8 protein-coding genes are annotated in these 14635 nt (G+C 74.0%); 7 read left to right on the top strand and 1 reads right to left on the bottom strand.

Annotation, left to right across the window (positions count from 1 at the left end; genetic code table 11):
• Positions 1–272 precede the first annotated feature (272 nt).
• The 7 genes from FRAAL_RS25650 (at position 273) to glgP (ending at position 12190) form a co-directional block, all read left to right on the top strand.
• Complete coding sequence (locus tag FRAAL_RS25650; RefSeq protein ID WP_011606952.1) at positions 273–2225, top strand: glycosyl hydrolase; 1953 nt, start codon at positions 273–275, stop codon at positions 2223–2225.
• A gap of 289 nt (positions 2226–2514) precedes the next feature.
• Positions 2515–3723, top strand: a complete 1209-nt coding sequence (locus tag FRAAL_RS25645) for an HpcH/HpaI aldolase/citrate lyase family protein (protein WP_011606951.1) — start codon at positions 2515–2517, stop codon at positions 3721–3723.
• Positions 3720–5249: a phosphoribosyltransferase family protein gene (locus FRAAL_RS25640; protein ID WP_050997252.1), complete on the top strand. Its 1530-nt coding sequence runs from the start codon at positions 3720–3722 to the stop codon at positions 5247–5249. Before FRAAL_RS25645 ends, FRAAL_RS25640 begins: the two co-directional genes overlap by 4 nt.
• Positions 5246–6532 carry a cysteine protease StiP family protein gene (locus FRAAL_RS25635; protein ID WP_231861347.1) on the top strand — a complete coding sequence of 429 codons (1287 nt, stop codon included), beginning with the start codon at positions 5246–5248 and terminating at the stop codon, positions 6530–6532. Before FRAAL_RS25640 ends, FRAAL_RS25635 begins: the two co-directional genes overlap by 4 nt.
• The gene (locus FRAAL_RS25630; RefSeq protein WP_011606948.1) at positions 6529–7371 is read left to right on the top strand and encodes a hypothetical protein; all 843 of its coding nucleotides are present in this window, start codon (positions 6529–6531) and stop codon (positions 7369–7371) included. The genes FRAAL_RS25635 and FRAAL_RS25630 overlap by 4 nt, the downstream gene beginning before the upstream one ends.
• A gap of 105 nt (positions 7372–7476) precedes the next feature.
• Positions 7477–9489 (top strand): acetate--CoA ligase, encoded by a 2013-nt coding sequence (gene acs / locus FRAAL_RS25625; RefSeq protein WP_050997449.1) that lies wholly within the window; start codon positions 7477–7479, stop codon positions 9487–9489.
• 142 nt (positions 9490–9631) lie between these two features.
• Positions 9632–12190 carry an alpha-glucan family phosphorylase gene (glgP, locus tag FRAAL_RS25620; RefSeq protein ID WP_011606945.1) on the top strand — a complete coding sequence of 853 codons (2559 nt, stop codon included), beginning with the start codon at positions 9632–9634 and terminating at the stop codon, positions 12188–12190.
• Between the two features lie 91 nt (positions 12191–12281).
• Here glgP and glgX read toward each other — a convergent pair whose 3' ends face one another.
• A complete protein-coding gene (gene glgX, locus FRAAL_RS25615; protein WP_011606944.1) occupies positions 12282–14579 on the bottom strand; it encodes a glycogen debranching protein GlgX in 2298 nt (765 codons plus the stop codon).
• Positions 14580–14635 lie beyond the last annotated feature (56 nt).

The following is a 14635-nucleotide window of genomic DNA, read 5'->3' as shown; positions in this document are numbered from 1 at the left end:
GGTGGGTGTTCGCCACCCGGCCGGAGCATCTGTCGAACCGTCCTGACCTCGAGGTCGGAGATGGTCGGCGTCACGGACGGGCCGCAGTGGCAGCCCGGTCGACGCGCCCATCGTGGTGTCGTCGAGCTCTGATGGCGCGCTGGGCGGCCGCGCAGGCGGCGGCTCGGAGGGGACGCCCCATCAACGGTCGTGATCCGACCATGCTCCGTTGTCGGTGTGCAGTGCGCTCGGCGGGTGCGTCTCACGCCAACTCCGAAAGGCAGCGCGCGAGCATGGTCTCGACCTCTCGTCGCCGACCGTCCCCTCCGGTCGGCCGTTCGGTCTCCCCGCCCACCCGACCTCGTGGCGCGCCCGGCCACGGCGGCCCCGGTCGCCGTCGGGCCCGTCGGCCGGTCCGGACCGGCGCCCGGCTGGGCCTGGTGTCGGTGTTCGTCCTCGGCCTGCTGGGCGCGGTCACCCCGCTGGCGCAGGCCGCGGGCGAGACGCCGAGCCCCCAGCCGTCGGCGACGCCCCCGAGCGCGGTGTCGCCGAGCGCCAGTCCGACGGCCTCGACCGAGCCCGCCGGCACCGCCCAGCCCGGGGTCCCGATCTCCACGATGACCCCGCAGGCCCGCAGTCGCATCACGCTGGTCCTGTTCGACGAGGACATCGTGCTCGTCGGCGGGCGTGACTTCGCCGCCGGCGACGACGTCACCGTCGCCGCCGAGACCACCAGTCTGGGCGGCAGCGCGTTGACCAAGGCGGACGCCGACGGCCGCTTCATCCTGGGCTTCCGGGTCCCGGCGGACTTCAAGGGCACGGTCAACGTCAAGGCGACCCAGGGCAACGCCACCGCCGCCGAGGCCCTCGACGTGACCGGCCCCGAGGCGGCGGCGAAGGAGTTCAGGCAGGCGCCGGCCCTGCCCGACGTCCCCGTGCAGCACTCCGGCAGCTCGACCGCGACGGGCACAACCACGACGCCGGGCGCCACCGCCACGCCGGGTGCCGCCGCCCTGCCGGGTACCACGGGCACCGCCGCCTCGGCGAGCCCCGGTGCCGCGTCGCCGACCGTGTCGCCGGGTCCGGACGCCGTGGGATCGCCGACGCCGAGCGCCACGACGCAGCCTTCGCCCGCCGTCGGCGTCACCACGCCGCCGAGCCCGACCGCGAGTCCGTCCGCCGCCGAGGGCAGGGGTGGGCGCCGGCCGTTCGGTGCCGCGTCGCCGTCGGCCTCGGCCGCCTCGCCGTCGGCCGCCGGGCTGCCGACGGTCCCGCCGGCGAGCCCGGGCACCACGACCGGCGCGACCGCCGCGGCCACCCCGGCGACCGGCGGGGCGCCGGAGATCGACGCCGGCGGGTCCACGTCGGGCCTGCCCTGGCTGTCCGGGTTCCAGTCGCACCAGCTCGCGCAGCTCACGGAGTTCGGTAACTGGCGCGGGCGGCCCAACGACCTCGTCCACGTCTACACCGACCGCACCTCCGGTTGGGGCGGGCTCGTGGAGCCGAGCTGGCCGGTCGACCTGTTCAAGGGGTTCGCCGGCAAGCTGCTGATCAGCGAGCCGACCTACCCCAAGGGTCAGGGCGACAACGGAGCCTGCGCCCGCGGTGAGTACGACGGCCAGTGGAAGAAGCTGGGTAGCTTCCTGGTCGCGCACGGCCGGGGCGACTCCATCGTCCGGATCGGCTGGGAGTTCAACGGCACGTTCATGTACTGGCACACCGACGCCGACGCCACGACGTTCCGCACCTGCTTCCAGAAGATCTCGGCGGCCATCAGGTCCACCGACCCGCAGGTGAAGATCGACTGGACGTTCAACGCGCACAACTCCCCGGTTCCCACCGGCAACAGCCCGTGGAGCGCCTACCCGGGCGACGAGTACGTCGACTATGTCGGCATCGACGCCTACGACCACTTCCCGCCGTCGAAGGACGACGCGACGTGGAACAAGCAGTGCGAGGACGTCAACGGCCTGTGCTACGTGATTCGGTTCGCCCGGGAGCACGGCAAGAAGGTCGGGGTCGGCGAGTGGGGCGTGGCCTCCTGCAGCGGTGACGGCGGCGGCGACAACCCCTTCTACATCCAGAAGATGTTCGAGACGTTCAAGGCGGCCGGCGACGTGATGGGCTACGACGCCTACTTCAGCGATCCCACCCCCGGCAACGTCTGCTCGACGATCACGAACGGCGGCCAGAACCCGAAGGCCGCCGCCGAGTACAAGAAGTTGTTCGGCACCGGAGCAAGCTGACCGGGGCGCCGGACGCGCGGGCGGCAGATCGTCGGGCCGGGACGGAGCGATCCGTCCCGGCCCGACCCGTTGCGGATGCTCAGCTGCAGGTCGGCTGCCTGCCGATGACCTCAGGGTGACCGTCGAATGTCGGCTGACTGACGGTTGTCGTTGTCTGTCGTCACACGCCCCCGGGCAGGTACCGTCACCCGAAAGGCGACGTTTGACGATCTTGCCGGCCCGGCCGGCGCACACCGAACCCGGGACCTTGGTCGAGCGACGCCGCCGCCTTTCACGAGGGGAACGTCGCTTGCGCCACTTCGCCTTCCTCGACGACGAGACGATCGAGACCCTGTTCCACCGCCCGCCGGAGGAGATCGCCGTCGACGGGGACCGCCGGCTGCTGGCCACCGCGCTCGGCGCCACGCTGTACGCGCCGGGCACCAGGCCCCACCTGGCGTTCGACGTGCGCCGGCAGACCGCGGCCGGGGTGAACTCGATGGTGCTCTGTCTCGAGGACTCGATCGCCGACACCGAGGTGGCCGACGCCGAGGCCAACGTCGTCGCGGCGCTGCGCTCGCTCGCCGACGACCCGCCGCGCTCCGGCGACGGGCTGCCGCTGGTGTTCGTCCGGGTGCGTGCCGTCGGGCAGATCCCGGACCTGATCGCGCGGCTCGGTCCGGACGGCGCCCGCTGCCTCGCCGGGTTCGTCCTGCCCAAGTTCGCCGAGGAGGGCGGCCAGGCGGCGCTGGAGGCGGTGCTGCGGGCCTCCGACGTCGCCGGCCGGCCGCTGTGGGCGATGCCGGTGCTGGAGAGCCCGCCGGTGATCAATCGGGAGACCCGCGTCGAGGCGCTCACGGCCGTGCGGCGACTGGTCGACAAGCACGCCGAGCAGGTCCTCGCGATCCGGCTCGGCGCCACCGACCTGTGCGGGCTGTTCGGGCTGCGCCGGGACCGGGACCTGACGATCTACGACATCGCCGTGGTCCGCGACTGCATCGCCGACATCGTGAACATCTGCGCCCGCGGTGGCGATCACATCGTCACCGGCCCGGTGTGGGAGTACTTCGCCCAGCCGGAGCGCCTGTTCGTCAGCTCGCTGCGGGTGACCCCGTTCGCCCAGGCCGACCGGGTCGACGGCAGCCAGGAGGCGATCCGGATGCGCAGCGCGCTGGTCTCGGCCGACCTCGACCGGCTGATCCGGGAGGTCGTCCTGGACCGGGCCAACGGCCTGATCGGCAAGACCGTGATCCATCCCAGCCACATCCCGGCGGTGCACGCGCTGCACGTCGTGAGCCAGGAGGAGTTCACCGATGCCGAGACGATCCTCGCCGGGGACTCCGGCGGAGTCCGCCCGAGCAGCTACGCGAACAAGATGAACGAGCTGCGCCCGCACCGGGCCTGGGCCGAGGCGGTGCAGCGCCGGGCCAGGGCGTTCGGGGTCCTGCGCGAGGGGGACACCTTCGTCGAGGTGCTGGCGGCCACCCGCGGCCACAGCAGCGCGGGCGCCACCCGATGACCACGACGACACCGGTGCCGGCGGACCCGGGCTGGCTGTGGGCGGAGCTGGGGCTCGCCGTCGAGGTCAGCGCGGACGTGCGCGGCGAGGGCCTGGACGCGCTGGTCGGGTTGGCCCTGCGGCGCAATCCGCGCCGGGCCCACCTGCTGGTCAGCCGGGTGCTCGGCAAGCACCTGCCGGTCGCGCCGGGGGCGGGCCTGGCCGCCGGCGCGGACCTCGCGGCGCTGGTACGGGCGCTGCCCGGCTTCCCCGAAGACGGCCCGGGCGCCGCCCACGCCCACGACGCCGGCGAGGCCGCTGCCGCCGGCGAGGCCGCTGCCGTCGGCGAGGCCGCTGCCGCGGGCCATCGTGACGGCGCCCGGCCGGGGCCGCTCGTCATCGGCTACTGCGAGACGGCGACGGCGCTCGGCCACGCCGTCGCCGACGGCCTGGCGGGCAGCCACTACCTGCACACCACCCGGCGGGACCTGCCAGGAGTGCCGCCGGTGCTGGAGTTCACCGAGTCGCACTCGCACGCCTCCCACCACTGGCTGGTCCCCGAGGATCCGGCGATCCTGCGCGGCGGCGAGCCGATCGTGCTCGTCGACGACGAGCTGTCCACCGGCCGGACCGCCCTCGGCACGATCCGCATCCTGCACGCCCACGCCCCCCGCGGTCGCTACGTGGTGGCGACCCTCGTCGACGCCCGGCCGGCCGCGGCCCGCACGGCGTTCGCCGACCTCGCCGCCGAACTCGGCGTCCGGATCGACGTCGTCGCCCTGATCGCGGCCACCGTCACGGTGCCGCCCGAGATCGCCGACCGGGCTGCGAGCATCCGTGCCCGCCTCGCCGGGGCCGAGCCGCCCGACCGGGCCCCGGCGTCCGACCGGGCCCCGGCGTCCGACCAGATCCCGACCCCCGCCAAGGCCCGCCCGTCCGTCCCGTCCGTCCCGTCCGTCCCGTTCGTCCAGGCCGTCCAGGCCGGGCATCCGGTTCGGTGGCTGACTGCGGACTGGCCGGCGGACCTGCCCGAGGGCGGCAGGTACGGCTGGTCGCCGACCCACCGGCGCCGGCTGGACGACGCCCTGGCGCCGGTCGCCGCCGCCGTGCGCGCGGCACTGACCCGGCCGGACGGCCGCACACTCGTCCTCGGGACGGAGGAACTGATGTACACCCCGATGCGGATCGCGGACACGCTGGCCGCCACCGGCTCCGGCGACGTCCGTTACCAGTCGACGACCCGCTCGCCGGTCCACCCGGTCGACGTCGAGGGCTACGCCATCCGGGCGGCGCACACGTTCCCGGCCCCGGACGACCCCGGCCGGGTCAGCCACGTCTACAACGTCCGTCCCGGCGCCTACGACGACATCGTCCTGATCGTCGACTCCGGCGTGGACGCCGCCTCCCCCGCGCCGGTCGCCGACCCGGCGGGCCTCGTCGCCGAGCTGCGTCGCTGCGCCCCGGTCGCCGTGCTCACCCTGCCCGCCTACCGCCCGGCCCCCCGCAGCATCGAGGTCGGGCTGGCCCTGCCGGAGCAGGCCCGATGAGCGCCGCGGGATCCGGGCCGGCGACGCCGGTGGCCGGGCGGCCGGGCGACCCCGCGCTCGCCGGGACGATCGGCTCGGGCTCGTACGACCCGGCGGACGTCACCTTCCTGCTCACCGATCTGAGCGCCGTCGACCTCGAACGGCCCACCGAGGACCGCGAGGAGGCGATGCAGGCCGGCCGGCACTACTCCGAGGACCTGCCCGTCGAGTACCAGCCCGACGCCGGTTACCTGCGCCTCTACCACCAGGCGCTGGAACGCTCGGCCCGACGGGTGGCGCTGGCCACGGGGCTGGTCGCCGAGCTCGTCCGGGTCACGAAGCCCGAGCCGGTCCTGGCCTCGATCGCCCGGGCGGGGACGCCGGTCGGGATCCTGATGCGCCGCTGGTACGGCTGGCGGCACGGCCTCGACACCCCGCATTATGCCATCTCCGTGATCAAGGATCGCGGGGTGGACATGAACGCCGTGCGCTACCTGACCGAGCGGTTCGACCGCGAGGCGATCCAGTTCGTCGACGGCTGGACGGGCAAGGGCGTGATGACGCGGGTGCTCACCGAGGCGGTCGCGGGTCTCGGGCTCGACGACACCCTCGCCGTGCTCGCCGACCCGGCGCGGTGCGTGCCGCTGTACGGCACCCGCGACGACTTCCTCATCCCGAGCGCCTGCCTGAACTCCACGGTCAGTGGGCTGGTCAGCCGGACCGTCCTCAATGCCGAGCACATCGGCCCGGACGACTTCCACGGCGCGAAGTTCTACGGTGAGCTCGCGCCGCACGACCTGTCCCGGCACTTCGTCGACACGGTCGTCGCGCAGTTCGACGCGGTCGCGGACGAGGTCGCCGAGACCTGGCCGCGGCTGTGGGCGGGCGACCGGCGGCCGACCTGGGCCGGTTGGGCGGCGGTGGAGCGCATCGCCGCCGCCTACGACATCCCGGACGTGATCATGGTGAAGCCCGGAGTCGGCGAGACCACCCGGGTGCTGCTGCGCCGGGTGCCGTGGCGCATCCTCGTCGCCCCGGACCGCGTCGACGAGCTGCCCCACGTCCTGGCGCTGGCCGCCGACCGCGGCGTTGCCGTCGAGGAGATGGCCGACCTGCCGTTCTCGTGCGTGGGGCTCGTGCGTCCGGTCGGCGCGGCGCCGGTGTTCCACACCCCGAACGCGCGCTGGCGCCCCGACGCCGCGGACCTGCCGGACCTGCCGGACCTGCCGGCGGTCCCGGGCCCCTCGGACCGCTCCGGCCCCTCCGGCCCCTGGAGCCCCTCCGGCGCCTCGGACGCCTCGTGACGGCGGGAGCCGACCATCTGGTGGCCCTCGACCTGGACAAGACGCTGATCTTCTCCCGGCGCTCGCTGCTGCTGCCCGCCGGCGCCGCCGAGCCCGAGCTGGTCGAGGTCGAGCGGCTCGACGGCGCCCCGCTGTCCTTCGCGACGGCGCGGGAGCTCGCGCTGCTGGCCGAGCTGCACCGCCGGGCCGTGGTCGTCCCCGTCACCACCCGCACGCTCGCCCAGTACCGCCGCGTCGACCTCGGGGTCCGGCCGCGGTACGCGATCGCGGCCAACGGCGGGCACCTGCTCGTCGACGGCGTCCCGGACCCGGCGTGGGCGGCCGGGATCGCGGCGGAGGTGGCCGCCGCCTGCGCGCCGCTGCCCGAGATGCTGGCGCTCGCCGAACGGTTCGCCGCCGGCGGCTGGGCCCGGACGGTCCGCGCCGCCGACGACCTGTTCGTCTACCTCGTCGCCCACGACCGGCCCGCCATCCCGGACCTGACCGGCGTCACCGCGGCGGCCCGGGCGGGCGGCTGGTCGGTGTCGGCGCAGGGCCGCAAGGTGTACCTGGTGCCGACGGTGCTGACCAAGCAGCGGGCCGTCGACGAGGTGGTCCGCCGGGCCGGCACGGTGACGCTGCTGGCCGCGGGCGACTCGGTCCTGGACATCCCGATGCTGCTGGCGGCCGACGCCGCCGTCCGGCCCGCCCACGGTGAGCTGCACGAACTCGGCTGGTCGGCGCCGAACGTCGCCGTCACCGCCGGCGCGGGGGCGCTCGCGGGCGAACAGGTGCTGGCGGCGTTGCTGGACCGGGTGCGCGCCGACCGGCCCGATCCGACTCCCGCCGCCCCGGCGTGATCCTGGGCGGCGAGCGGTCTTCGTGGTACACTGGGGTAGGTGTCCCACCACCCACCGTTTCGTCCAGACAGCGTTCGTCCAGGAGGAACCGTGACCGATCAGGCCGTGCGCGCCACGACCGGTCGGAGCGCCACGACCGGTCGGAGCGCCACGACCGATCTGGAGGCCACGCTGGAGGGCCTGCTGTCGGTGGAGAGCTTCGACCCACCGGCCGGCTTCGTCCGACGCCGCCCCGTGGACGCCGACCGGGCCGCCGCCGCGGCGGACCCGCAGGCGTTCTGGGCCGCCGCGGCCCGCGAGCTGCTCACCTGGGACACGCCGTTCACGCAGGTGCTCGACGACACGAACCCGCCCTTCTACACCTGGTTCGCCGACGGCGAGCTGAACCTGTCGGCCAACTGCCTGGACCGCCATGTCGAGGCCGGCCGGGGCGGGCGGGTCGCGTTCCACTGGCGCGGTGAGGAGGGCGAGCACCGCGACGTCACCTACGCCGACCTGCTGGCCGAGACCCAGCGGCTGGCGAACGGTCTGCTGTCCCTCGGCGTGCGGGCCGGCGACGTCGTCGGCATCTTCCTGCCGATGATTCCCGAGGTGGCCGCCGCGATGCTGGCCTGCGCCCGGATCGGCGCGGTCCACAACGTGGTCTTCGGTGGCTTCGCGCCGTCCGCGGTCCGCGAGCGGATGGAGGTCTCCGACGCCAAGGTGCTCATCACCGTCGACGGGGCGCGGCGCAAGGGGCGCCGGGCGCCGGTGAAGGCCGCCGTCGACGCCGAGCTCGGCGACCTGCCCGCGCTGGAGCACATCGTGGTGGTCCGCGGCCCGGGGGAGAACGCCGACGAGGTGCCGATGACCGCCGGGCGCGACGTCTGGTACGACGAGCTGCTCGCCGCCGCCGGTCCGGTGTGCCCGGCGGTCGGCCTGCCGGCGGAGCATCCGCTGTTCATCCTGTACAGCTCCGGGTCGACGGCGAAGCCGAAGGGCATCCTGCACACCACCGCGGGCTACCTGCTCGGTGCGACCTACACCCTGCGGACGGTCTTCGACCTCGACCCGGCGACCGACGTCTACTGGTGCTCCGCCGACGTCGGCTGGATCACCGGCCACTCCTACATCGTGTACGGACCGCTGTCCAACGGCGTGACCAGCGTGATGTTCGAGGGGGCCCCGGACTACCCGGACCACGACATCTGGTGGCGGATCGTCGAGGAGTACAAGGTCACCGTCTTCTACACGGCGCCGACGGCGATCCGCACCTGCATCAAGTGGGGCGCGCAGTACCCCGACCGCCACGACCTGTCCTCGCTGCGGGTCCTCGGCACGGTCGGCGAGCCGATCAACCCGAAGGCCTGGCTGTGGTACCACCTGGTGATCGGGGGCGGGCGCTGCCCGATCGTCGACACCTGGTGGCAGACCGAGACCGGCTCGGTGCTCATCTCGCCGCTGGCGGGGGTCACCCCGACGAAGCCGGGCTCGGCGACGAGGCCGCTGCCCGGGATCAGCCCCGCCTTGCTGAGCGAGGACGGCCGGCCCGTCACCGAGGGCACCGGCATCCTGGTGATCACCCAGCCGTGGCCGTCGATGCTGCGGACCCTGTACAAGGACGACAAGCGGTTCGTCGAGACGTACTTCTCCCGCTTCGGCCCGACGACGTACGTGGTCGGGGACGCGGCCCGGCTCGACGCCGACGGCTATTTCTGGATCATCGGCCGGATCGACGACGTCATCAACGTTTCCGGGCACCGCCTGTCCACCGCCGAGGTCGAGTCGGCGATCGTCGCCCACGAGGCCGTGGCCGAGGCCGCCGTCGTCGCGCAGGCCGACGAGCAGACCGGCCAGGCGATCGTCGCGTTCGTGACGCTGGCGGGCGAACGGGTCGGCGACGCCGCCGTCGAGGCCGAGCTGCGTGAGCACGTGGCCCGGCGCATCGGCAAGCTGGCCCGGCCGCGGCGGATCGTCTGGGCCGACGACCTGCCGAAGACCCGATCCGGCAAGATCATGCGCCGGTTGCTGCGGGACGTCGCCGAGGGCCGGGAGCTCGGCGACGTCACGACCCTGCGGGACCCCGCGGTCATGTCCGCCCTCGCCGCGAAGGTGGCCGCCGCGCCCGACGAGGAGTAGCAAGACCGGCCCGTCCCGGCAGGGCAATTCCGGAGGATTCCGGCTGATCGTCGGGCCGGGCGGCGAGTTGTTCGGAGAACGTAACCCGCAGGTCGAACCCGGCTGCGCCGACGTCACCCGCACTGTCTAGGCTCACGTCTTCGTGAGAGCCCTCCGACGGTTCACCGTCCGTGCGCAGCTCCCCGAGCAGCTTGCTCCACTGGGGGAACTTGTCCTGAATCTTCGCTGGTCCTGGCACCCCGAGACGCTGGACCTGTTCGAGTCGGTCGATCCCGAGCTCTGGCGGGCCACCAAGGGCGACCCGGTCCGCCTGCTCGGCGAGGTCGATCACGACCGGCTCCTCGCGCTCGCCGCCGACCGCCGCTTCGTACGCCGGCTCACCGCCATCGCGGACGATCTCCAGGACTACCTCTCCGCCGACCTGTGGTACCAGCGCCAGCAGCTGCCGGGCGCGCCGGCGGCGATCGCGTACTTCTCGCCGGAGTTCGGCATCACCGAGGTGCTGCCGCAGTACTCCGGCGGCCTGGGCATCCTCGCCGGCGACCACCTCAAGACCGCCAGCGACCTCGGCGTGCCGATCATCGGCGTGGGCCTGCTGTACCGGGCGGGCTACTTCGTCCAGTCCCTGTCGCGCGACGGCTGGCAGCAGGAGCGCTACCCGGGCATCGACCCGCACGGGCTGCCGCTGACCCAGCTCACCGACGCCGCCGGCGTGCCGGTGAAGGTGGCCGTCGGGCTGCCCGAGGGCCGCACCCTGCACGCGCAGATCTGGAAGGCGCAGGTCGGCCGGGTTCCGCTGCTGCTGCTCGACTCGGACGTCGAGGACAACCAGCCGGCCGAGCGCGGCGTCACCGACCGGCTCTACGGCGGCGGCACCGACCACCGGCTGCTGCAGGAGATGCTGCTGGGCATCGGCGGGGTGCGGGCGCTGCGCGCCTACGCGGCCGTCACCGGCACGCCGACGCCGGAGGTCTACCACACCAACGAGGGCCACGCCGGCTTCCTCGGCCTGGAGCGGATCCGCGAGCTCGTCGAGACCGGGCTCAGCTTCGACGAGGCGCTGGAGGCCGCCCGCGCCGGCACGCTGTTCACCACGCACACCCCGGTACCCGCCGGCATCGACCGCTTCCCCCGCGACCTCGTCGCGCGTCACTTCGGCGGGGACAACTCCTGGCCAGGCGTGCCGGTCGAGCGGATCCTGGAACTCGGGGTCGAGTCCGACCCGAACGTGTTCAACATGGCGCACATGGGCCTTCGCCTCGCCCAGCGGTCGAACGGCGTCAGCAAGCTGCACGGCATCGTCAGCCGGGAGATGTTCGCCGGCCTGTGGTCCGGGTTCGACTCCGCCGAGGTGCCGATCGGCTCGGTGACCAACGGCGTGCACGCCCCGACCTGGGTCTCGCGGGCGGTCATCGAGCTGGCCGACCGCCAGCCCGGCCCCGGCCTGCTCGCCGACGACGCGGCCGGCTTCGCCAAGATCTCCGAGCTGCCCGACGACGTCGTCTGGGCCACCCGTCGCCAGCTGCGGGAACGGCTCGTCGGCGAGGTCCGCCGCCGGGTGCGGGCCTCGTGGCTGGAGCGCGGCGCCGCGCCCGGCGAGCTCGACTGGGTCGAGTCCGTCTTCGATCCCGACGTGCTGACGATCGGCTTCGCCCGCCGGGTGCCGTCCTACAAGCGGCTCACGCTGATGCTGCGGGACTCCGACCGGCTGCGCCGACTGCTGCTGCACCCGCAGCGGCCGATCCAGATGGTCATCGCCGGCAAGGCCCACCCCGCGGACGACGGCGGCAAGCAGCTCGTCCAGCAGATCGTCCAGTTCGCCGACGACCCGGCCGTGCGCGCGCGCATCGTGTTCCTGCCCGACTACGACATCGGCATGGCGCGGTTCCTCTACTCCGGTTCGGACGTCTGGCTGAACAACCCGCTGCGCCCGCTGGAGGCGTGCGGCACGTCCGGGATGAAGGCGGCGCTCAACGGCTGCCTCAACCTGTCCATCCGGGACGGCTGGTGGGACGAGATGTTCGACGGCCAGAACGGCTGGGCGATCCCGACCGCCGACGGCGTCGAGGACCCCGACCGGCGCGACGACATCGAGTCCGCCGCCCTGTACGACCTGTTGGAGAACACCGTCGCCCCGCGGTTCTACGACCGCGACGGCGGCGACGGCGCGCCGCGGCGCTGGACGGCGATGGTCAAGCACACGCTGTCCAGCCTCGGCCCGCAGGTGCTGGCCAGCCGGATGGTGCAGGAGTACGTCGAGCGGTACTACGTGCCGGCCGGCGTCTCCGCCCGGACCGCCGCCGCCGACGGCCTGGCCGGCGCCCGCGACCTCGCCGCCTGGAAGAGCCGGGTCCGCGCCGCCTGGCCGGGGGTGCGGGTGCTCAACGTCGACTCCGCCGGGCTCGGCGACACCCCGCAGGTGGGCCAGTCGCTGGTGGTGCGGGCGACGATCGACCTCGGGGGGCTCGCAGCCGACGACGTCGACGTCCTCGCCTCCTACGGTCGGATCGACCAGACCGACCGGATCCTTGCCCCGGAGGTGCTGTCGTTGCAGCCCGTCGGCGAGGGCGAGGGCGGCCACCGCTACGAGGGCACGATCCCGCTCGGCCGCACCGGGCCGTTCGGCTACACCGTGCGGGTGCTGCCCCGCCACCGCCTCACCGCCAGCGTCGCCGAGCTGGGCCTCGTCGCCAACCCGTAAGTCGCCCGCCCGTAAGTCGCCCGCCCGTAAGTCGGCCCGCCCGTAAGTCGTCCGCCCGGTCGGCTCACCATCGTCGTGGCTCGCCGGCTGGTCAGGCCGGGGGATGCGCCCGCAGCAGCAGGACGCTGCGGGCGCGGACGGGCACGACGGCGCCGGGCAGCAGTGTCCGGCGCGGGTCGGCCAGGGTCGCCGGGAAACCGGCGAGGTCCTCGTCGGCGGTGTCGAGCAGCAGGTCGTAGCGCTGCGCCCACGGCGCCGCGGGCAGGGTGACGGCGGTGTCCGCACCGTCGGGGTGGATCACGCCCAGCAGGCCCGGCGCGCGTCCACCGTCGCGTCCGGTGCCGGGCAGGCCGCCCGGCACGGCGCCGGAGGTGGTGTCCGGGGCGGTGCCCGCGCAGGTGCCGGGGGCGATGTGGGCGACCAGCGTGACGACCTTCGGCGCGTTCCAGTCCGCCGTGGACATCACCTGCCCGTCGGCGCGGAACCAGGTGATGTCCGCGAGCCGGTCGGGGCCTGACTCGCCGCCGTGGAAGAACACCTCGCGGCGCAGCGCCGGTTCGAGTCGACGCAGCGAGATCAGGCCGCTGACCAGGCGGGTCAGGGCGGCGTCCGGTCCGGCAGGGTCGCGCCCCGCGGCCCCTGCTGCCCCGGCGGCACCGGCGGCACCGGCCCTGGTCTCGGGCCTGGAGCCGGAGACCGGCCAGGCCAGCCAGGACACGGGATTGTCCTGGCAGTAGGCGTTGTTGTTGCCGCCCTGGGAACGGCCGAACTCGTCACCGGCCAGCAGCATCGGCACGCCGGCCGACAGCAGCAGCGTGGCGAGCAGGCCGCGACGGACCCGGCGGCGGGTGGCGAGGATCGTCGGGTCGTCGGTCGGGCCCTCCGCGCCGTAGTTCCACGACCGGTTGTCCGACTCGCCGTCCCGGTTGCCCTCGTCGTTGGCCTCGTTGTGCTTCTCCGCGTAGGAGACCAGGTCGGCCAGCGGGAAGCCGTCGTGCGCGGTGACGAAGTTCACCGACGCCCACGGCCGGCGCCCACCGTGCTCGAACAGGTCGGACGAGCCCGTCACCCGGTAGCCGAGATCGGCTACGCCGCTGCTGCGCCCGTTCCACACGTCGCGCACCGTGTCGCGGAAGCGCCCGTTCCACTCCGCCCACGGCGCCGGGAACGAGCCCACCTGGTAGCCGCCCCAGCCGACGTCCCACGGCTCGGCGATCAGCTTCACCGACGACAGCAGCGGGTCGGCGTGGATCGCGGTCAGCAGGCCGGCGGCGGGATCGAAGGAGTCCGGGTTGCGGGCGAGCGCGGTGGCCAGGTCGAAGCGGAAGCCGTCGACGCCCATCTCGCTGACCCAGTAGCGCAGGGAGTCGCAGATCAGCTTCACCACGTGCGGCGACGTCATGTTCAGGGTGTTGCCGCACCCGGTGACGTCGCGGTAGCGCCGCGGGTCCGTGGGTTCCAGTCGGTAGTAGGTCGCGTTGTCCAGGCCGCGCAGTGACAGCGTCGGGCCGCGTTCGCTGCCTTCGGCGCTGTGGTTGTAGACGACGTCGAGGATCACCTCGATGCCGGCGGCGTGCAGCGTCGACACCATCGTCTGGAACTCGCCGATCGGGTCGCCGGTCGCCGCGTATGCGGCGTGCGGCGCGAAGAACCCCAGGGTGTTGTAACCCCAGTAGTTGGTCTTCGAGCGTTCGAGCAGCGCCGGCTCGGAGACCGAGGCCTGCACCGGCAGCAGCTCGAGCGCGGTGACGCCCACCCGGTGCAGGTGGTCGACCACGGCGGGATGGGCCAGCCCCGCGTAGGTGCCGCGCAGCCTGGCCGGCAGGCCCGGGTGAAGGCGGGTGAAGCCACGCACGTGCGCCTCGTACAGAACGGTCTGGGACCAGGGGATCGCGGGTCTGTTGTCCGCCGGGTGCCGGCCCCTGCCCCGGCGGCGCGCGCCGTCGCGGCGGGTGGGTCCGGCGACGACGCAGCGGGGCACGAAGGGGGCGGAGTCCCGGGCGTCCGGCTCGTAGCCGTAGGGATCGCCGCCGCCGAACCCGTAGATCGCCGGATCCGGCCGCAGCGCCCCGGTCAGCAGCCGGGCGTACGGATCGACCAGCAGCTTCGCCGGGTTGTAGCGCTGGCCCCGGCTCGGGTCGTACGGTCCGTGCGCGCGCAGGCCGTAGCGCTGCCCCGGCCCGACGCCGGGCAGGTAGCCGTGCCACACCTCGCCGTCGCGCTCCGGCAGGCGGTGACGGGACTCCCGGTCGGCGTCGTCGAACAGGCAGAACTCGACCGCCTCGGCGCCGGGGGCGGCGACGGCGATGTTGACCCCGGCGCCGTCCCAGATCACCCCGAGCGGGCCGGGCCGCCCCGGGTGCGGGCCGCCGCCCGAGCGGGGTGACATGTGTGGTGCGCGGATGCTGCCGCCTGCGTCGGACACCTCGGTGACGTTAACGGACG

The sequence above is a fragment of the Frankia alni ACN14a genome (genome assembly GCF_000058485.1).
GTDB lineage: Bacteria > Actinomycetota > Actinomycetes > Frankiales > Frankiaceae > Frankia > Frankia alni.
The sequence above is the reverse complement of the archived record's forward strand: the minus strand, read 5'-3'. Positions and strand labels throughout refer to the sequence as shown.